Below are 18779 nucleotides of genomic sequence, written 5' to 3'. Positions count from 1 at the left end.
TCCACCAACAGGAAACTTTCTTCACTGTTGGAGTGCTCATGCGAAGTCCGCTCCGCCGTCTTCTCGCCGTGGGCGCCGCCGTGCTGGTGTCGCTCACGGTCGTGGCCACCCCGGCCGAGGCGAGCAGCAACCGATACGTCAAGGTCGGATATTTCACCCAGTGGGGCATCTACGGTCGTCAGTTCCCGGTCGCGAACCTGCAGACCTCGGGCGCGGCGAGCAAGCTGACCCACATCAACTACGCGTTCAGTGACGTCACCGAGCAGGGCCTCTGCGCCTCCGCCGACCCGTGGGCCGACTGGCAGGTGCCGTTCCCGGCCGAGACCAGCGTGGACGGCGTCGCCGACGTGGCCGGGCAGCCGATCTCCGGCAACCTCAACCAGCTCGCCGAGCTCAAGGCCGCCAATCCGCGGCTGCGCGTGCTCGTCTCGCTGGGCGGCTGGACGCTGTCCAAGTGGTTCTCCGACGCGGCCGCCACCGCGCAGTCCCGTCAGCGCCTGGTCGACTCCTGCGTGGACCTGTGGCTCAAGGGCAACCTGCCGGGCCTCGCGCCGGGCGCCGGCGCCGGCATCTTCGACGGCATCGACCTCGACTGGGAGTGGCCCGGCTCCGAGGGCAACGCCGGCAACGTGATCCGGCCCGAGGACAAGCACAACTTCACCCGCCTGCTGGCCACCTTCCGGGACGCGCTGGACCGCCTCGGGCGCGCCGAGCACCACAAGTACGAGCTGACCGCCTTCCTGCCGGCCGCGCCCGCCAAGATCGACGCCGGCTTCGAGGCGCGCAAGATCTTCAAATACCTCGACTTCGGTACGGTGCAGGGCTACGACTTCCACGGCTCGTGGGAGCAGCGGGCCAACCAGCAGTCGGCGCTGAAGGTGCCGGCCGGTGCGCCGGACAACCCGGACTTCTCCATCACCACCACGATCGACGCGTGGCTGGACCGGGGCGCGCCGCGCGGTGATCTGGTGCTCGGACTGCCCTATTACGGACAGGGCTGGACCGGCGTCACCGACGGGCTCTTCGGCGCCGCCACCGGTCCCGCGCCCGGCCTCTTCGCGGCCGGCACCGAGGACTACAAGACGCTGAAGAACCTGCCGGCGGAGGGCTACACCGTGCACCGCGACCGGCGGGCCGGACACACCTACCTGTACGACGGCACCACGTTCTGGACCTTCGACGACCCTGAGCAGCTGCTCCAGAAGACGAACTACATCAAGAACAAGGGTCTCGGCGGCGCGATGATGTGGTCGCTGGACGGCGACGACGCCAACGCCTCGCTGACCAGGGCGATTGCGCGAGGTCTGCGGTAGTAGGCGGCTCAGACGGTGGTGTGCCGTTCGGCGCACCACCGGAGCCGTTCGGCGCAGGGAGATCGGTTAAGAACCGGTGTCGTCGTTAACCTCACGTTGACCCAGCCCACGCTCCAACGGGGAGGTACGGCCGATGGCCGAACCCGAGACGACATCCCCCGCGCCACGATCCGACCGCAGCCCCTGGAACTGGCTGCTGGTCGTCCCGATCGTGGTGCCGTTGATAACCCCGCTCTTCAACTTCGACTCCCCGAGGCTGTGGGGTTTCCCGGCCTTCTACTGGATCCAGTTCGCGTTCATCCTCCTCGGCGTGGTCACCACGTCCGTGGTCTACCGCATGACCACGAAGAGGCGGTGACCCATGGGCGACCACATCACTGAGATCATCGTCTTCAGTCTTCTGTTCCTGCTGGTCAGCGGCATGGGCTTCGTCGCGGCCCGGTGGCGCGCGCCGAAGGACATGGCGCACCTCGACGAGTGGGGGCTGGGCGGGCGCAGCTTCGGCGGCTGGATCACCTGGTTCCTGGTCGGCGGCGACCTCTACACCGCGTACACGTTCGTGGCGGTCCCCGCGCTGATCTTCGGCGCCGGCGCGGCCGGGTTCTTCGCCGTGCCGTACACGATCGTGATCTATCCGCTCTTCTTCCTGATCCTGATCCGGCTCTGGTCGGTGTCGCACCGGCACGGCTTCGTCACCCCGGCCGACTTCGTGCGGCGGCGGTTCGACTCGCCGACGCTGGCGCTGCTGGTGGCGATCACCGGCATCGTGGCGACCATGCCGTACATCGCCCTGCAGCTGATCGGCATCGAAGCGGTCCTCAAGACCATGGGCATGACCGGGGACAGCGTGCTCGCCCGGCACGCGCCGATCATCATCGCGTTCGCGATCCTGGCCGCGTACACCTATCAGTCGGGCCTGCGCGCGCCCGCGCTGATCGCGTTCGTCAAGGACACGCTGATCTACATCGTGATCATCGTCGCGGTGATCTACCTGCCCTACAAGCTGGGCGGCTGGGGCAGCATCTTCGACGACGCCCAGGCCAAGTTCGACGCCTCACCGGCGCCCGGCGACGGCCTCACGCTGAACGCCAACAACCAGCTGCAGTACATCACCCTCGCTCTGGGGTCGGCGCTCGCGCTGTTCCTCTACCCGCACTCGATCACCGGGGTGCTGGCCAGCAAGAACCGCAGCGTGATCAAGCGGAACATGTCGGCGCTGCCCGCCTACAGCTTCCTGCTCGGGCTGCTCGCGCTGCTCGGCTACGCGGCCATCTCGGCCGGGGTCAAGCCGCTGCCCGGTGCGAAGGAGGGCACCCTCGACAGCAACACGGTCGTGCCGCTGCTGTTCGACACCCAGTTCCCGGCCTGGTTCGCGGGCATCGCCTTCGCCGCCATCGGCATCGGCGCGCTGGTCCCCGCCGCGATCATGTCGATCGCCGCGGCGAACCTGTTCACGAGAAACATCTACAAGGAGTACTTCCGCAAGGACGCCACCCACGCGCAGGAAGCCTCGGTGGCGAAAGTCGTGTCGCTGCTGGTCAAGGTCGGTGCGGTCGCCTTCATCATCTTCCTCGACCCGCAGTTCTCCATCGACCTGCAGCTCATCGGCGGCGTCATCATCCTGCAGACCGCACCCGCGGTGGCGCTGGGCCTGTTCACCCGGTGGCTGCACCGCGGCGGGCTGATCGCCGGCTGGGTGGCCGGCATGGGCCTGGGCTTCTGGATGCTCTACAACATCCCGAACCTGGCGACCAAACGGGAACACTTCGGCGGTTCCGCGTTCCCGCTGTCCGACTTCGGCTTCGACACCAAGCGGACGATCTACGTCGGCTTCGTCGCGGTCGCGGTCAACCTGCTGGTCGCGGTCATCGCCACGCTCATCCTGCGCGCGGCCAAGACCCCCGACGGCGTCGACGGCACCACGTCCGACGACTACTTCGCGGACGAAGGCGACCCGCGGCTCGAGGCGGAGCGCACCAAGCCCGACGAGCTGGCCTCCTCGACCTGATCCCAGACCCGCTCCCACGGTAATGGGCGCCGCGTCCCTCGCCTCAGGGGCGCGGCGCCCGCATGTACGCCTCCACCGAGGCGTTGAAGCGCTCCAAGGCGCCGGCCAGCGCGGCACGTTCGTCCGCGTTCCACTCCTGCAGCACCCGGTCGTAGACGCCGCGCCGCGCGACCCGGACCGCCTCCATCTGCTCCAGGCCACGCTCGGTCGCGGCGATCACCGTGCCGCGGCCGTCGTTCGGATCCCGGCGTCGCTCCACCAGGGCGTCGTTCTCCAACGAGGTGACCTGCCGGGTCACCGTCGAGCCGTCCAGGTTGAGGCGGTCGGCCAGCGCCGAGACATTGAGCGGTCCCGCGGCCTCCAGGTGCCGGAGAATCACGTACGCGGATCGGTCCAGCGCGCGGTGCGGCTTCAGATCGGTGGCGCGGCGGGTCGCCTCACCGAGCCGCATCAACATCGCGACCTGGGTTTCGATGGTGCCCAATACGTCGTCAGCCACGAAAGCTTCCTACTACAGCAGTGAGACCGGGATCAAACCAATCCCGCGGTTCCGCTCCGACACACCGCCAAGATCGTCCGTTTGAGCGTGGGATCATCCGGTGATGGCGAATCGGGTACTTCTGGTTAACGGGCTCCCCGGCGCCGGCAAGACGACCCTCTCCCGGCAACTGGCGCCCCTGCTCGGCATGCCGCTGTTCAGCAAGGACGCGCTGAAGGAGTCGCTCGGCATCCCCGGCCGCGCCGCCGCTGAGATGCTGTGGGACCTCGCGGCGGCCACGCCCGGCGAGGTGATGCTGGAGTCGTGGTGGTTCCGGCCCCGCGACCTCGACTTCGCCTCGGCCGGGCTGCGGCAGTCCGGTGCGGGCTCGGTTCTGGAGATCTGGTGCCGGGTACGCCCGGAGGTCGCTCGCGAGCGTTTCGTGCGCCGGCAGCGCCCGCCCCTCTACGAGGACGCGCAGCGGCTCGCCGACTCGTGGGACCGCTGGGCCGCCGAGGCGACGCCCCTCGGGGTGGGACAGACGATCGAAGTCGACACCGAGACGCCAGTCGACCTCGACGCCCTGATCACCGGGCTCCGGGCGTCAGGTTGACGGCTCAGGTCAGATCGACGCCAGCCCGTCCGGCCCGACCGCGAACACCACGTCGTGCGGGTGACGGCGGGCCAGCGCGTCCTGCGGGGTCAGGCCCAGCAGATGGCGGAGCAGCAGCCGGCTGAGCATCTCGTGGGTGACGATCAGCGGCCGGCGCGACCGGTCGGCCGCCACCTTCTCCAGAGCGCGCAACGCCCGCGGATCGGCGTCGGCGTAGCTCTCGCCGCCCGGAAAGCGCCACTCGTACTTGTCCTCGGTGCGGTCCCACCACTCGGCCGGGAAACGCGCCTCGATCTCCAGGTCGGTCAGGCCGGCGAACTCTCCATGGTGGATCTCGGCGAGTTCGTCGACGACCACGACGCTCACATCGAGCGCCTCGGCGATCAGCCGGGCGGTGGCCGTCGCGCGGCCCTGCGGGCTGGTGAAGACCCGGTCGGCGCCGGCCGCCGCGACCGCGTGCCGGCGGGCCTGCTCGATGCCGAGCGCGGTCAGCGGCGAATCCTGCTGACCTTGCCGTCGGCCGACCACGTTCCACTCTGTCTGCCCGTGCCGCGCCAGCAGAACCCGATCCCAGTTGCCGATCACTGCGTCAGTATGTCGAAGTCACGTCCCGTGACAAACAGGGGTCGTGCCTCCGGTAGTCCTCGGGTGTGGACGGACGGCCGGGCTCAGGCTCGCATCTGCCCGCCGAGCTGCTGAGCGACCTCGAGGTCGTTGCTCTCGAACCAGGACTCGGCGACCTTCCCGCCGGCGAAGCGGAAGATGATGATGCCGGTCTCGTGCACCTTCTGGTCGGCGGCCGGCAGGTCGAGGTAGCCGCCGCGGTAGATGGACCGCACGCTGTACCGGATCACCACCCGGTCCCCGGACTCGATGACGTCCTCCATGACGGGCTGCTGCTCGGCGAAGGACGTCGAGTACCACTGCAGCCAGTCGACGAAGTCGTCGCGCGTCCCCGTACCGCCGGGCCCGTGCAGCACGTAGTCGTCGGTGGCCAGGTCGCGGAAGCGGTCACGGTCGCCGCGCGCGCACATGTCGAACCACTCCCGGGCGATCTCCTTCGGCTGCATTGCCCCACCATGCCGGATTACCGTCGTTCCATGCCAGAGACACGCTTCGACGCCGCCGCGCACCTGCGCCCGGGCGGCAGCTTCCTGGTCGAGAACTACGTGCCCGCACCCGCCGCCCGCCGCGTCATCACGTCAACGCCGATCCACGAGGGCTTCGAGGAGTACGACGAGCCGGCCCGGATCGCCACCTCGCACCACCGCTGGCAGCTCGACGGCGAGGTCCACACGTTCTCGTCCCCGCACCGCTACGTGTGGCCGTCCGAGCTGGACGCGATGGCCGAAGCGGCGGGCCTGACCCTCCGCGAACGCTGGGCCGACTGGCACCGGACCCCGTTCACGCCGGCCAGCCCCGCACACATCTCCGTGTGGACTCACTCCCAGACGCGCGCGTGACGCTCGAAGTCCTCGCTGTGCACCGGAATGACACAGATCAAAAGCCCGCCGGGTACGCGTAACGTCCGGCACTCCAGCCAGCTGCCGACCTCGACCGCGCCGAGCCCCAGCAGCCGGGCGGTCTCCGCGGCCACGTCATCCGTCTCGATGTCCAGGTGGTAGCGGGCCTCGCCGTCCTCGAGCGCCTGCACGGCCAGGTGCAGCGGCGGCGCCGCCCCCGGCAACGAGGTGTACTGCTCCTCGCCCTCCACCGGCGTGGCCGGAACACCCAGGGCCGCACCCCAGAAAACGCCCGCCGCGGCGGCCTCACCCGCGGGCACGTCGATCAACAGCGTGGACAACCGGCTCCGATGCATGCCGCCGAAAATAACAACACTCGCGTCGCCCCGCAGGGCGCCGTGATCAGCCCGCGCCGCGGAGGATCTCCTCGATCAGCGCGGTCTTTCCGGTGCGGTACGCGGGGCGGTCGTCCGGGTGGGCGGCGGCCAGGGCGGACTTGAGAGCCGCGTAACGGGCCGCGTCAGCCGGATGGGTGCGGAGGTGGTCGCGGAAGGCGAGCAGCGGGCGCCAACCGGACCCGGTCTCCCAGACGTGCAGGTGGTGGGTGCGCCAGGCAACGGACGGGTAGCAGAAGGAACGGCGGCGGCGCTCGGAGTCCGACGGCTCGGGGGCGTGCTGCCAGCCGATGGCGGACAGCGCCGCGATCACGCCGGACGCGGCATCCTGATCGGGGACCAGGGCCAGCATGTCGACGATCGGCTTCGCCGGCAGGCCGGGGACCGCGGTGCTGCCGATGTGCTCGACCGGAACCGCCAGCCACGGGTGCAGAGCCCGCTCCACCCGGATGCGCTGGTGCTCGAAGGACATCGGCCAGCTCCGGTCGTACCCGACGACTCTGATCGGATCTTGTCTGGTCGCCATCAGGTGAGCGCTCGCACCAGGAGGACCAGGCCGATCGTTGTGCCGAACGTGACGATCAGCGCCTTCAAGACCCGCGCGGGCAAGCGGCGGGCCAGACGCGCACCCGCGTACCCACCGACGATCGTGGCCGGCGCCAGCGTGAGCGCCGCAGCCCAGACGACCGGGCCGAAGATCGCGAAGACCACCACCGTGACGGCGCCGACGGTGGCGGACAGCACATTCTTGAGCGCGTTGATGCGGTTCAGCGTCTCGTCCAGCACCAAAGCGAGCGCGGCAACATACATCACACCCAGCGCCGCGCCGAAATAGCCGCCGTAGACGGCGCCGACGAAGACGACCACCTGCAAGGTGATCGCCCGGCGGCGCGGGCTGAGCGCGCGCGGATGACCGACCAGGCCACGCAGCCGCTCCTGGAAGAACAACGTCGCGGCCGCCCCCAGCACCAGGAACGGCACGATCAACTCGAACGCCCGGGCCGGGGTGAGCAGCAGCAACGCGCAACCGCCCGCCGAACCGGCCACACAGACGGGCAGGATCGCCGGGATGCGCCGCTTCTGACCCGCCAGGTCGGCCCGGCTGCCCAGCACGCTCGACACGTAGCCGGGGAAGACGGAGACGGAATTGGTGACGTTCGCCTCGACCGAGGGCAGGCCGGTCGCGATCAGGCTGGGGAACGTGATCAGCGACCCGCCGCCGGCCAGCGCGTTGATCCCGCCGGCGACGAGGCCGGCCAGGATGAGCAGGAGTGTGTGTCCGAGGTCCATAGGTACGTTGAATGTACGGGCCGCGTAGGATGACGGCGCGACGGACGAGTCGGCCGGGCGGTCGCGTCGGCATCCCCCGGGGTGTCGCCGAGGAACGTCCGGACTCCGCAGAGCAGGGTGGTTGTTAACGGCAACCCGGGGTGACCCGCGGGAAAGTGCCACAGAAAGCAGACCGCCGGCGGTCTTCGGACTGCCGGTAAGGGTGAAACGGTGAGGTAAGAGCTCACCAGCATCCCGGGTGACCGGGATGGCTCGGTAAACCCCACCCGGAGCAAGACCAAGCAAGGCGGCTCGCGGCCCCCGGGTCGTGAGGCGCCGGCGCAGGCATTTGAGGGCTGCTCGCCCGAGCCTGCGGGTAGGTCGCAAGAGCCTGCCGGCAACGGCAGGCCGAGATGGATGGCCGCCGCCGGTGCTTCGGCACCGGGCACAGAATCCGGCGTACAGGCCGACTCGTCCGTCGCCCTCAAGGTCGCGCCCTCCGGGGAGGTTCTGACCAGCGGCTATAACTAAGCGTTGATGGCCAACGCTGGTTGTTGGTGGCCGCCCTTGGACGCCCTAGCGGCGCCCTGACGCCCTGGACACGCCCTAATCTTGGTGGCGGGATGCGCTCCGTCGGTGCCATCACGCAACCGTGGGGTCCGGCGCGGGTAGGTGACGGCAATCGGATTTCCGTTGAGGGCACGGCGTACCCAAAGATGATCACTGCTCACACAAAGCCGCGACACGACCGCTCTCCGGAATCGACAGTGAGGCGAGGGTTCCATATAGTCCTGATCCGAACCCATCCGCAACCCGTCTTTGGTGGTGTACGTGACGAAGCAACGCCGCGTCGTTTTCGCTCGGATCAATCGACGTGGTCAAACGCTCGATGCACGACCGTTCTCGCAAGACATGCAGGTCTTGGCGGACAGCAGGCTCACCAGGTTCCACGCGCCGGCCACTTCTGAACGGCCGGCAAGAGCATGGTATGCCGCCGACATGCGTACGGTGATGGGCGACGACTTCATGGTCGGAATCTTCGGCTACTCAGTGCTGGAGCAGAAGCGACACTTCGAGGAGTCGAGTTGGTCTTGGATCAAGGGTGAGACCGAAGACTCGGATGCGGCTTCAGAGGACACCGTTGTGCCGTTCGCTGTTGATCTTAGGGATAAGAATAGGTGGGTCGCCTTCGCCACCTCTCTGCGTGTGCAGCCGGCCAGCTTCCGCCCCGCGTTCGGTCAGGCGCTTTCGGTCGCGGCAGCCGAGCGGGGCCTTCTGGCATCGGACTGGGAGTGCGACCCGGTGATCTCGCAGCATGCCGTGGAGGATTGGATCGAGCGGCATCGTTTCGTGAAATTCTTTCGTCGGACGGTGCGCTTCTCGAATCCAGGTCGGGACCTGGACGAAGTCCGCCAGAAGATGCGGGCCATGGGGGCGCGACGCGCTACCGAGGAGTTCGCCGCCTACCCCTCTCAGAGCCTAGATGTGACATCCGAGGCCTTCCGGGAGAAGCTGGACGGCGTTGAGACCGGCGACACTCGAGTTCAGATGAAGGCACAGGAGGCCCGGGGCGTGGTGGCCAAGTTCGACAGCAACACTAAGTCGGACGAAACTCACATTGACGACTACGGCAACGACCTCGAACGAGGGATGGATCTAGTGTTGCGTGCCCTAGTCGTGTACGCGGACACCCGACCACCTCGACCTGCGGCATAGTGGGCGCGACCGGGAACTGTCATACCCGAGCCGTACACTTGTTCTAATGCGGGAAGGGTGTGGGTAGTCATGGGCAGCAAGATCAACAAACATCTCTGGACGGCGCTCGACTTCAAGATCAGTGAGATGGCCCGGGTTGATCTTGGAGTTGGCGTTCTATTCGGCGCCGTCGCTCTGACGCTCTCGTTCGTGAATCCTGAAGCACTTCTGCGCTCAGTGGCCGGTGCAGTTCAAATTGTCGGCGTAGTTGTCGGAGCAGTGATCGCGGGAATCTCATTTCAAGCCGCGTTCATGGACCAGAGCTTCCTTCGCAAGCTACGCGTTATCGGTTCGGAGCCGGTCTACTACCTGGCGCCTTTTCTCTTCACGGCCGTTATTGGCGTACTCGCAATGGTCGGCTTGATCGTGCTTTCAGCACTCAGTCCGTCATCCCCCAAGTTGTTGATCGCAATCGTATCGACCCCCGTGGCGATTCTGACCATGTGGACCATCGTCAGCTTGATTCCCGGACTGGCTACCCTTGTCCAATTCGTGGGGCTAAAGATGGACGCTCTCGATGTACCAGACGATGGTTCGGCCGCCTCTCCTCGACAAGACGACGAAGCCCGGGCCAAATAGTGGTCTAGCTCGCCTTGCCATCCCGTCAGCCTTCGTCCACACACTGTGGTGCGGACAGGGCCTGCCCGGGCAAGGTGGAGCACCCTACGTCTGACCGACCTTGCCCGGGCAGGCCCTGTCCGCTCGGCTTCGCCTGGACGAAGGGTGACGGGATGGCACAACCCATCCCAGAGGTCAGAGGCCCCGCCGGCGGCGTCAGGCCCCCCGCGCAAGACAAGGAAGCCCCGGAACTGCGAGCTAACTCGGCGGTCCGGGGTTTCTCTATGTGTCGCGCCTGCCGCAGGGCTGGAACCGCCGGGTCCATGCCCGCCGAAGGCATGGGCGTGGATCCCGAGCGGCGGGCCGCAGGCCCGGCCCTGCTGGGCGGCGCGAGCGGCCCGCGAAGCGGGCCGCCTTGAACCCGTATAGAAACTTCTCACAAGCAAGCTCCATGGCTGCGCTACCCCGTGTGCGGCATACTTGTTTCGTGGCAGACAGAACAGACGTGGACGCTGAATGGTGGACCACTTCGGACGTCGCCGACTACCTCGGCGTCCAGATCGGCACCGTCAGTTCCTACCGCAACCGTGGGCAAATGCCGCCGCCTGAGAAGACTGTCGGCCGCACTCATCTATGGGCGCCTCGGACTATCGTTGCGTGGAACGAAGGTAGATCGCCGAGAAAGATTGACCCACTTCGCACCTCGGAGTTCCTGCAAGTCGCCACGGCAGTCGAGAGTCGCGCAGAGGCTGAGAAGCTAGTGCGGGCAACGGTTGAGAACAAGCTCTCAGCCGGTGCACAGATCGCTGGCCCGGTCATCTCGGCCTTTTGGCATCTTGGAAAGTTTGGCACCGGCGAAGAGTGGCACGTGACGTTTAAGACGCACGCTAGCAGGTACGCAGAGCTGGAACAGTACCTGCTCGATAATCATCCATGGGACAACCCCGAAATTTCGGCTGTGCCCATCGTCGCCGGATCCTCGGATTATCTCGGCTGGATCCGCAAGACCGTTGGTGCGGCTAGCGAATCGGAAAACCCTTAGCCTGTGCGATGAGTTCTTGCACTTCGCCGGTTCGCACGTGTTTACTCAGCTCTGTTAGAACGGGTGTGATCCTCTGACGCGGGCGGACAGATGCTACGCCCTCCGACAGTGCAAGAACGCTTTTCGCAGTCTCCGTTGCAGCCTCGACCTCACCTGCCAACAGGTATGACTCGGCGAGCCAACAAGAGTAGAGGGCCTTGTCGCGGGCGTACGCATCATCAAACGTTCGCAGTACCTGCTCCAAGACCGGTACGGCACGAAGTGGCCGGCGTAGCTCCGTCCAGCAACGTCCGGTCATGATTTCGAGCTCTTGCGCGTCCACCCACCTGGACCAGTCCGGTTGAGGGCTTCCGTCGTCAGCCTCGAGGGCCGCGCGGGCAGCAGCTAGCGCAGCATCGGCTGCGTATGCGTCCCCCGCTACAGCGTGTGCCCAAGCTCGGCGCTCATGGAGCAATGCCCGGGAGCTGGTGGCTGCGTCTGGGCCAATGACGCGACAAGACTGCTCTGCAGTAACAGTAGCGGCATGCGGATCGCGGATTAGCTGCATATAAGCTAGGAAGGCGAATGCGTTTCCCACAAGCGTGCCATTCTCTGCTTCCGCAGCAATGCTTTTGCTCTCGGCATACATCTTGTGTGCTTTTCGATGGTCTCCCATGTCGAAGGCGGCCCAACCTGCCTGCTGAGCTTGCTCGGCCAGGATGGAGAGTAAGTCTGCCTTCAGGCTGGGATGGCCTGTCGCCTCCTGCACTAAACGCTTTGTACTCTCGAATTCGGCGGCATAGATACGGAAGGTGTCGCCGCCGCCGAGGACGTCGTCAAGCTTCCGAAGGCGGGCGGTACGGCGCCTTAGCCGGTCGGGGAGATCGCTTCCGTACCGTCTTTGACCTTCCTCGGCGATTCCATCGCCCAGGCCGACGGCCGCGGTGGCAGTTGCGAACGACGTACGTAGGAAGTCCCTGCGTTGCACTTCATCACCTTCGCCTGTGTCATGGGGTATGCGTGTAACTTGTCGCCTTGTCGACTCCCATGGGCGTCGTGCTAGGCCCAGCATATCGCCGGGGATTCGAAGGCCGTCCGCAATTACGACGATTTTTTCGTAGGTGGTAATACTCCCGTTTCCCCTAGCCAGTGAGCCGACACGTTCAGCTTTTATGGAACATGCCTCGGCGATACGGGAGAAGCTGACTCCTCCCCACTTTCGGGCGAGGAAGAAGACTCTGCCGAAGTCGTGATGAGCGATAGCCTCGCGCATGTCCGGCCGCTGTAGGAGCTCTGGCGGCAAGGCTGCGACTGATGGCGCGAGGTGCATCCGTTCCCCTTCCCTAGGTGGCCTGACACATCGATGATGCCCTCTCCAGACTACCCATGATGGGTACCCCTGCCGTGGGCATGAAAGGCAAGCCGGGCGGCTCCATAGTGGAACTAGTTAGCGATCACGGTTGACGCTGACTGACTCAGTCAGCATACTGAGTCGAGCGGCAATCGCCCACGGTGGGCGGGCCGTACTCTCAAAGGAGCCAGTCATGCCTCAGAACCAGCCTCGTATCAGCACGCAGCCGCGGCTGATGCTGGACACCTCCAGCGTCATCTTCGAGATGGCGGACGAGATCATGCCGAAGATCGACGAGAAGACCGGCACGCAGAAGCTCGACTCGCGTGACACGGGCCTGCCGATGTGGGTCGCGCCGATGTTCGGGCGTGGCCGTGCGGCCGGTCGGAAGTGGAGCGGTCAGCTCAACGTCACGGTCGTCTCGGCCGAGAAGCCGGCCGCCGAGGACGGCGACCGGGTGGTGCCGCTCGACCTGGAGGCCCTGCCGTGGGTCTCGGAGCAGAACGGCAAGACGCGCAATGGTGTCGCGTTCAAGGCCAGCGGCCTTGAGGTGGTGTCCACGGCGACCGTGAAGGCCGCCTGATCCTCTAACCGATCCTGGCTCCTAGCAGCCACTGACCCGCAGATGCGGGGCCGCCATGAGATTGGCGTCCTGTGCGGCCCCGCGCCTGTCCCTCAACAACTCCCAACCCTCCGGAGAGGGAGGAACCTGTCGTGTCCAAGTCTAACCGCCGTCACTGGTTTGGCGGCTCCAACAACGGGCGGACCGTCACGGTCATCGAGCCCGAGATCGAGCGTACCCAGCGCCGGAAGGCGAAGATTGCCTTCTTCGTCGCCGCGATCGTGACTGCCCTGCTGGCGGGCACGGTCTTCTCGTCTTACGTGCACCCGATCCTGGGTGGCTTGCTCGGCCTGCTGGCCGGTGTTCTGCTCGGCGGCATCCTGGCCGTGCTGATCATCATCTGGCCGGTCCTGCGGATCATCTGGCACTGGCTGCCGGAGATCCTGCTCGGCTGCTTCCTGGTCTACGGCTGGACGTGGCTGATGTTCGCCACGCCGGTGTGGCTGTCGCTGCTCATCCTCGCCGTGATCATCGGCGCTCCGTCCGCGATCGGGCCTGCCCGTCGTGCGGTGCTGTCGGCGTTCTGGTGCCTGACTGTCCGGCACCGGCTGCGGATGTGTTTCGCGGCGTTCATCGCACACAACCGGCAGCGCACTCTGCCGTTCATCCTGTTCGCCAAGCCGACACCGGCCGGTGAACGGGTGTGGATCTGGCTGCGGCCGGGTCTGTCGCTGTCCGACCTGGAACAAGAGGGCCAGACGCAGAAGCTCGCTGTCGCCTGCTGGGCGAACGAGTCCCGCGTCACGGCCGCCTCACGTAAGTACGCGGCGCTGATCCGCGTCGACATCGTCCGCCGCGAGACGCTCACGGCTGACGTGCTCTCCCCGCTTCCGGACCACGTTCCGGACGACATGCCGGCCACCGCCCTGGCGTCCCCGGCCACCCCGCCCGTCGGCCTCAACTTCGCCGACGTGCCCGGCCCGCGCACCAAGCGGGCGACCAACACCAACACCCGGGCTCGCATGCCGCGAAACCCGGAACCGTCCTCGGAGATCGACCCGAGTGACTACGTCTAACCGCTGACACGTACGTGTCAACAACCCTTCCCGTGTGACCCGGCGCGCCACCGCGTCACCACGACCTTCACGTGTCTCGCCGGGCACATCCCCAACCGAATCGGAACTGCGCTCATGAACGCTCCGTTCGATGCCCCGCCGAGCGTTCCGGTCGGCACGGGCATGTCCATCTACGACCCCATCCTGATTGGCATCGACGAATACGGCCTCCCGGTCCACCTGCCGCTGATGTACCACAACATTCTGATCGCCGGTGAGCCCGGCGCCGGGAAAAGCATGCTGCTGCACAACATCGTCGGCACCGCCGCCTTGTGCGACGACTGCGACCTGGTCCTGATCGACGGTAAGCAAGTCGACCTGGGCCTGTGGAAGGACAGTGCAGCCGAATTCGTCGGCCCCGACCTCGACCACGCCATTCACACGCTCGAACGCGTGCAAGGCGTTCTCGACTCCCGTAACTCGTACCTGCTGGACCAGCGACGCCAGAAAATCGAACGCAGCGACGGCATGCGCCCGCTGCTGCTGGCGATCGACGAGCTGGCCTACTATGCCGCCACCGTCGGCACGAAAATCGAGCAGGACTACTTCTCCGCGCTCAACCGTGATGTGGCCGCGCGAGGCCGCGCGGTCGGCGTCATCGACGTCTCTGCCACCCAGCGTCCGAGCTCGGACATCATCCCGACGTCGCTTCGGTTCCTGTTCGGCTGGCGTTTCGCCGGCCGCTGCGTCGATGACTCGTCGTCGGACGTCGTGCTCGGTCACGGCTGGGCCGGACGGAACTATTCCGCCGCGAAGATCGACCCCAAGAACCGGGGTGAGGGCCTGCTGCTGGCCGAAGACGGCATTCCGACGCGCGTCAAGGGCGCGTTCCTCACCAACGCCAATCTCCTTCGCGTCGCGGACTACGCCGCCGCCAAACGGCGGACAGCCCGTGACATCCCACCGAACCTGAGGGCTGTCGCATGAAAACCACCACCCGCATTCCGCGTGTTCCCCGGCTCCGCATCCGCGAGAGCCGCGTCGTGGCTATCCGCTGCGCCACCTGCCGGACCTGGCGCAAGCCTCGCCACTTCACCCGTAACGGCAACACCTGCCGCCGCTGCCCGGCGATCCCGGCTCGCATGGCCTGGAGCCGCAACGCGGCCTGAGCCGCTGGACCTCTCCGGCACCACCTGCACAACCGCATAGAGGAACCGACGAACCGGGACCAAGCCCTGGAAAGCAGCCCGGCCCGTCGGCCACACCAACGCCCCCGAAAGGACGTGGCATCCATGCACCGTACCCACATCCCGGCCGTCGGCACTGCCGACACCGCCGACGAGACCATCACTCCCGCGGTGATCTTGCGTGGCGCCGCCCGCTACCTCGCGATTCGAGGCTGGGTCCAGAACGTCTACTACGGCGGCACCCCTGGTGACGCCTTCCCGCCCGCCTGCGCCGACGGCGCTATCGGCCTGGCCGCGTTCGGCTTCTGTCACCCGACGCCGATGAACGCGACCGACGTGCCCGGCTTCCGGTCCTACAACATCGCCCGCGCGTTCCTCAACGCTCACCTGATCGGGCTCGGCTACCGGCCGCCGTGCGACCCCTGGTGCCCTGAGGGCGAGTACTGCCTGTGCGCCAACGACACCACCGAGGTCGTCTTCGCCTGGAACGACGACGACACCCGCACCGCTGCCGAGGTCATCGCGGCGTTCAACGACGCCGCCGACGACTACGACCTCACCCACGGCCCGAGCTACGACCTGATGGTCGACGCGGGCGGATACCTCTCGTGCGGCTGCCACAGCTCGCAGTGCGAGCACTCCTGCGGACCCCGCGACTGACGGGCGGCCCGCGATGACCACTGACGCCGTGCGGCTCGACAACCGGCTCCGCGAGGCCGGCTTTCCCTCGGTCGCACTCCTGGTCCGGCTCTGGACCGAGCACACCCCGCCGGCCCTGCCGGTTCCCGAACGGTGCCGTACCTGCGGCCATTTCTACAGCGCCGAGGCACCGCTGTGCCCGACCGCGGCCGTCGTGCGGCCGCTGCTGCGCCGACGCCGCTTCGAGGCCGATACCCACGGCAACCTCTCGCGGCTCACCACCAACCAGACCGACGACCTGCTCTGCGCCCCCAAGCACCTTTCCACCGCTCTGACCTGGCGGAAGGACTTCTGATGACCACCCTTGCAGAGATCCCCAACCTGACACGTACGTGTCAAGAACCGGTGTTCACCAGCGCCGGACTTGTCGCCGCTCTCGAAGCGGCGTGGGACGCGATCCGCGCCCGTCACCCCGAGGTCCCGGCCGTCGTGCTCGTCGTCGGCTCCGGGTCACCCACCAAACCCAACGCGAACATGAAGTGGGGCCACTTCGCGTCCCTGCGCTGGCAGTCAGGAGAGCAACGCCTTCCTGAGGTCCTGGTCTCGGGTGAGGGCCTGTCCCGCACCCCGGTCGAGGTGTTCACCACCCTGACCCACGAGGCCACCCACGGACTCGCCGACGCACGCGGCATCGAAGACACCAGCCGCCAAGGCCGCTGGCACAACAAGAAATTCGCCACCCTCGCCGCCGAGCTCGGCATGGCCACCGACAAGACCGACAAGTTCGGCTACTCGGCCTGCACCCTCACCGAAGACGCCCAGCGCGCCTACGCGCCAGCCATCACCAGCCTCGGCAAGGCGCTACGTGCCTTCCGCCACCCGGAAACGTTCGGCGAGGCCAAGAAACGCACCAACAACAACAACGGCGTCTCCGCCGAATGCGCCTGCCCGCGCAAAATCCGGCTCTCCGTAACGGCTTTCGACGAAGGCCCGATCGTCTGCGGCGTCTGTGAAGCCGCGTTCCTGCCCGACGACGTCGACCGCGACAGCTACCCGTTCCCCACGTTCGGCCAGCCGTGCACCCACGGCGACGACCAGGCCGACGAGAAGCCGGCCGACGACCCGGAGGACCCGATGGTGTTCTACGACCCCACCGGCGAGCGGTTCGGCCTCCCGACGTACCCGTTCAAGCTCGCCCCGGACGGCTACGCCACACGGCGTCAGCTCCAGGCCCGGAGCCTGCGCCCCGGCGGGCAATCCGTTGCGGCGCAACTGATCTGGCGACAAGGCAAGCGCGTCGCCTTCCTCTACCGCATTGACCTGGCACTGCCGAAGCGCACCGCCACCGCGGCGCAGCTCGCCGCCCTCGACAAGGCCAACCGCGCCAAGCGCGTCTGCCCGGCCTGCCACCAGCCCAAGCCCTACCAAATCCCGCGCCGTACCGGCGCGTGCCTCGACTGCACTCCCGGAGGACTCTCATGAGCGCCAACCACCCCGATTCGGCCACGCTCGACGTGCTGCGCGACGAGCTGAAGACCCTGAAGGACGAGCAGCGGGACCGTATCCGCGCCCGCGACAACATGATCTACTCCCTGGTCCTGGCCATCGCCGCCGTCGTCGGCGGTACCCGCCTCGCCGGACCCGCAGCCCTGCTGCTGCTTCCGCCCGTCGCCCTCGTGCTGGGCTGGACCTACCTCACCAACGACCAGAAAGTCAGCGCGATCGGCCGCTACCTGCGTACCGACCTCGCCATCCGCATCGGCGCCCTGGTCGGCACCGACGTGCTCCGCTGGGAAACCGCCCACCGCAACGACCGGCGCCGCCGCCAGCGCAAGGGCATCCAGCTCGCCGTCGACCTGACGGTGTTCGTCCTGCCCGCCGCAGCGGCCCTCATCGGCTACTGGGTGAACGGCCCGTCCCACGCGCTGCTGCTCTTGGTCTCAATCCTGGAGGCCACCGCTGTGCTGATCTCGGCATGGCAACTGGTCGCCTACGCCGACCTCACACCCGCATCGGCGGGTGACGACCGATGACCGATCTCAAGCGTCGGCGCCGCCGTCCGGCTGTCCGCTGGCACATCACCCGCGTCTGCCGCCCGGACACCGGGCTCGGCTACAGCCGGCCGATCGACAACGGCAACACGAGCACTCCCGTGCCGGAGGGCGTCGCCCTGTTCTTCTTCACCGGCCGCTGCCAGGAGGCCAACCGATGAGCGTCCTTCACCAACAACGCATCCGCGTCTCCTACAACCCCCAGAGCTTCTTCGGCCCGGAACGGCCGTGGGACACGTTCTGCCCACGCTGTTCCGACCTCGGCCTTGCCGAGGCGCACGGCGTATCAGCCACATGGACTGAGGCCATCACGAAGGCCGACAACCACCTGCGGCACTACCACTGCCGCTACTGCATCGAAACCCAGAAACCGGCCGGGCGCTGCGACTACATGGGCGAGCTGTTCGAGCGCTGCCCGCTGTGCCAGCCCGTCTGCAAGGGCTGCGACGGCCTCGCCGTCTACCCCGCCAACTACAACACCCCGTCCGAACTCAGCGCGGACCTGACCGTCTTCGGGCTCGGCCCGATCTTCTGCCCCGGCTGCGCCGGGGTCATCTCCCTCATCCCTCTGGATCCGGAGGCCATCTCATGAACCGCACCCCTGACCCGAAGACCATTTCCGACGCAATCACCGAGACCAGCGGCCAGATCGCCCGCGTCGACATCAAGGCATCAATGCTGCTGGCGGGAGCGCTCACGTCCGTCTCCGTCAGCGTCGCCCTGCTGGCCAAGACCAAGCTCCCCGCACCCGTGACCGCCGGCGCGCTGCTGACCGTCGCGCTCGTCGCCGTCGCCGTAGCCGTGCTCATCACTGCCGTACGGCCGACCCTCGGCGGCAACCACGGCTTCATGCGCTGGGCCAGCACCAGCAGCCTCGGCGAAGTCCTGGCCGACTTCAGCCAGACCGACCGCGAGAACGCGGCTTACCTCGCTCAGCGCCTCATGGCCTTGTCGCGCATGGTGCGCCACAAGTACCGGCTGGTTCAGCTCGCCACCGACCTGCTGCGAGCAGCCCTGGTCATCGCCCTGCTGACCGCTTTCCTATTCGCTCTCATCTGAAC

The 18779-nt window shown here is 67.0% G+C and carries 26 protein-coding genes and 1 other RNA gene; 20 read left to right on the top strand and 7 right to left on the bottom strand.

Features of this window, described 5'->3' with window-relative positions; genetic code table 11:
- Positions 1-38: 38 nt before the first annotated feature.
- The 3 genes from QSK31_RS24475 (at position 39) to mctP (ending at position 3321) form a co-directional block, all read left to right on the top strand.
- Positions 39-1313: a glycoside hydrolase family 18 protein gene (locus tag QSK31_RS24475; RefSeq protein ID WP_285686632.1), complete on the top strand. Its 1275-nt coding sequence runs from the start codon at positions 39-41 to the stop codon at positions 1311-1313.
- Between the two features lie 133 nt (positions 1314-1446).
- Entirely contained in the window at positions 1447-1671 is a 225-nt protein-coding gene (locus tag QSK31_RS24470) for a DUF3311 domain-containing protein (RefSeq protein ID WP_285686631.1), read from the top strand.
- Positions 1672-1674: 3 nt separating this feature from the next.
- Positions 1675-3321, top strand: a complete 1647-nt coding sequence (gene mctP / locus QSK31_RS24465; protein ID WP_285686630.1) for a monocarboxylate uptake permease MctP — start codon at positions 1675-1677, stop codon at positions 3319-3321.
- Between the two features lie 43 nt (positions 3322-3364).
- Here the strand turns inward: mctP and QSK31_RS24460 are convergent, their stop codons facing one another.
- Positions 3365-3820, bottom strand: coding sequence for a MarR family winged helix-turn-helix transcriptional regulator (locus QSK31_RS24460; RefSeq protein ID WP_285686629.1), 456 nt, complete (start codon positions 3818-3820; stop codon positions 3365-3367).
- Positions 3821-3923: 103 nt separating this feature from the next.
- On the opposite strand from QSK31_RS24460, the gene QSK31_RS24455 reads away from it, so the two are divergent.
- Positions 3924-4412, top strand: coding sequence for a P-loop nucleotide/nucleoside kinase family protein (locus QSK31_RS24455; protein WP_285686628.1), 489 nt, complete (start codon positions 3924-3926; stop codon positions 4410-4412).
- 9 nt (positions 4413-4421) lie between these two features.
- Here QSK31_RS24455 and QSK31_RS24450 read toward each other — a convergent pair whose 3' ends face one another.
- Entirely contained in the window at positions 4422-4997 is a 576-nt protein-coding gene (locus tag QSK31_RS24450) for a histidine phosphatase family protein (RefSeq protein WP_285686627.1), read from the bottom strand.
- Positions 4998-5080: 83 nt separating this feature from the next.
- On the bottom strand, positions 5081-5482 hold the full coding sequence (locus QSK31_RS24445; protein WP_285686626.1) for an ester cyclase: 402 nt from the start codon (positions 5480-5482) through the stop codon (positions 5081-5083).
- A 30-nt stretch (positions 5483-5512) separates the two neighbouring features.
- On the opposite strand from QSK31_RS24445, the gene QSK31_RS24440 reads away from it, so the two are divergent.
- Positions 5513-5875 carry a hypothetical protein gene (locus QSK31_RS24440; RefSeq protein ID WP_285686625.1) on the top strand — a complete coding sequence of 121 codons (363 nt, stop codon included), beginning with the start codon at positions 5513-5515 and terminating at the stop codon, positions 5873-5875.
- On the opposite strand, the gene QSK31_RS24435 is transcribed toward QSK31_RS24440, so the two are convergent.
- From QSK31_RS24435 to QSK31_RS24425, 3 genes are read right to left on the bottom strand one after another with little or no spacing between them, the layout of a single operon-like run.
- Entirely contained in the window at positions 5854-6231 is a 378-nt protein-coding gene (locus QSK31_RS24435; protein WP_285686624.1) for a VOC family protein, read from the bottom strand. The genes QSK31_RS24440 and QSK31_RS24435 overlap by 22 nt on opposite strands.
- A gap of 46 nt (positions 6232-6277) precedes the next feature.
- Positions 6278-6796 carry a GrpB family protein gene (locus QSK31_RS24430; RefSeq protein ID WP_285686623.1) on the bottom strand — a complete coding sequence of 173 codons (519 nt, stop codon included), beginning with the start codon at positions 6794-6796 and terminating at the stop codon, positions 6278-6280.
- Positions 6796-7560, bottom strand: a complete 765-nt coding sequence (locus QSK31_RS24425; protein WP_285686622.1) for a sulfite exporter TauE/SafE family protein — start codon at positions 7558-7560, stop codon at positions 6796-6798. The genes QSK31_RS24430 and QSK31_RS24425 overlap by 1 nt, the downstream gene beginning before the upstream one ends.
- A 45-nt stretch (positions 7561-7605) precedes the next feature.
- On the opposite strand from QSK31_RS24425, the gene rnpB reads away from it, so the two are divergent.
- The 4 genes from rnpB to cutA all read left to right on the top strand — a co-directional run bounded on the left by rnpB (position 7606) and on the right by cutA (position 10894).
- Positions 7606-8017, top strand: an RNA gene (gene rnpB / locus QSK31_RS24420) — RNase P RNA component class A.
- A 353-nt stretch (positions 8018-8370) separates the two neighbouring features.
- Entirely contained in the window at positions 8371-9255 is an 885-nt protein-coding gene (locus QSK31_RS24415; protein WP_285686621.1) for a hypothetical protein, read from the top strand.
- A 69-nt stretch (positions 9256-9324) separates the two neighbouring features.
- A complete protein-coding gene (locus QSK31_RS24410) occupies positions 9325-9873 on the top strand; it encodes a hypothetical protein (RefSeq protein WP_285686620.1) in 549 nt (182 codons plus the stop codon).
- Between the two features lie 466 nt (positions 9874-10339).
- Positions 10340-10894: a divalent cation tolerance protein CutA gene (gene cutA, locus QSK31_RS24405; RefSeq protein ID WP_285686619.1), complete on the top strand. Its 555-nt coding sequence runs from the start codon at positions 10340-10342 to the stop codon at positions 10892-10894.
- On the opposite strand, the gene QSK31_RS24400 is transcribed toward cutA, so the two are convergent.
- Positions 10872-12203, bottom strand: a complete 1332-nt coding sequence (locus QSK31_RS24400; protein WP_285686618.1) for an NsdA family TPR-like regulatory protein — start codon at positions 12201-12203, stop codon at positions 10872-10874. The genes cutA and QSK31_RS24400 overlap by 23 nt on opposite strands.
- A 214-nt stretch (positions 12204-12417) precedes the next feature.
- Here QSK31_RS24400 and QSK31_RS24395 point away from each other — a divergent pair, with 214 nt between their 5' ends.
- The 11 genes from QSK31_RS24395 (at position 12418) to QSK31_RS24345 (ending at position 18777) form a co-directional block, all read left to right on the top strand.
- Positions 12418-12807, top strand: a complete 390-nt coding sequence (locus QSK31_RS24395) for a hypothetical protein (RefSeq protein WP_285686617.1) — start codon at positions 12418-12420, stop codon at positions 12805-12807.
- 131 nt (positions 12808-12938) lie between these two features.
- Positions 12939-13862, top strand: coding sequence for a hypothetical protein (locus QSK31_RS24390; protein WP_285686616.1), 924 nt, complete (start codon positions 12939-12941; stop codon positions 13860-13862).
- A gap of 114 nt (positions 13863-13976) precedes the next feature.
- On the top strand, positions 13977-14828 hold the full coding sequence (locus tag QSK31_RS24385) for an FtsK/SpoIIIE domain-containing protein (RefSeq protein WP_285686615.1): 852 nt from the start codon (positions 13977-13979) through the stop codon (positions 14826-14828).
- On the top strand, positions 14825-15010 hold the full coding sequence (locus tag QSK31_RS24380; RefSeq protein ID WP_285686614.1) for a hypothetical protein: 186 nt from the start codon (positions 14825-14827) through the stop codon (positions 15008-15010). The genes QSK31_RS24385 and QSK31_RS24380 overlap by 4 nt, the downstream gene beginning before the upstream one ends.
- Positions 15011-15133: 123 nt before the next feature.
- Positions 15134-15688, top strand: coding sequence for a DUF6197 family protein (locus QSK31_RS24375; protein ID WP_285686613.1), 555 nt, complete (start codon positions 15134-15136; stop codon positions 15686-15688).
- A 13-nt stretch (positions 15689-15701) separates the two neighbouring features.
- Entirely contained in the window at positions 15702-16022 is a 321-nt protein-coding gene (locus tag QSK31_RS24370; protein WP_285686612.1) for a hypothetical protein, read from the top strand.
- Between the two features lie 779 nt (positions 16023-16801).
- Positions 16802-17149 (top strand): RRQRL motif-containing zinc-binding protein, encoded by a 348-nt coding sequence (locus tag QSK31_RS24365; protein WP_285686736.1) that lies wholly within the window; start codon positions 16802-16804, stop codon positions 17147-17149.
- Complete coding sequence (locus tag QSK31_RS24360; protein WP_285686611.1) at positions 17146-17700, top strand: hypothetical protein; 555 nt, start codon at positions 17146-17148, stop codon at positions 17698-17700. Before QSK31_RS24365 ends, QSK31_RS24360 begins: the two co-directional genes overlap by 4 nt.
- Positions 17697-17879, top strand: a complete 183-nt coding sequence (locus QSK31_RS24355; protein ID WP_285686610.1) for a hypothetical protein — start codon at positions 17697-17699, stop codon at positions 17877-17879. Before QSK31_RS24360 ends, QSK31_RS24355 begins: the two co-directional genes overlap by 4 nt.
- Positions 17876-18310 (top strand): hypothetical protein, encoded by a 435-nt coding sequence (locus QSK31_RS24350; protein WP_285686609.1) that lies wholly within the window; start codon positions 17876-17878, stop codon positions 18308-18310. The genes QSK31_RS24355 and QSK31_RS24350 overlap by 4 nt, the downstream gene beginning before the upstream one ends.
- Positions 18307-18777, top strand: a complete 471-nt coding sequence (locus tag QSK31_RS24345; protein WP_285686608.1) for a Pycsar system effector family protein — start codon at positions 18307-18309, stop codon at positions 18775-18777. Before QSK31_RS24350 ends, QSK31_RS24345 begins: the two co-directional genes overlap by 4 nt.
- Positions 18778-18779 lie beyond the last annotated feature (2 nt).

The sequence above is a fragment of the Actinoplanes sp. NBRC 103695 genome (genome assembly GCF_030269485.1).
Taxonomy (GTDB): Bacteria; Actinomycetota; Actinomycetes; order Mycobacteriales; family Micromonosporaceae; genus Actinoplanes.
Note: the sequence above shows the minus strand (reverse complement) of the source record. Positions and strands in the feature narration are given on the sequence as shown.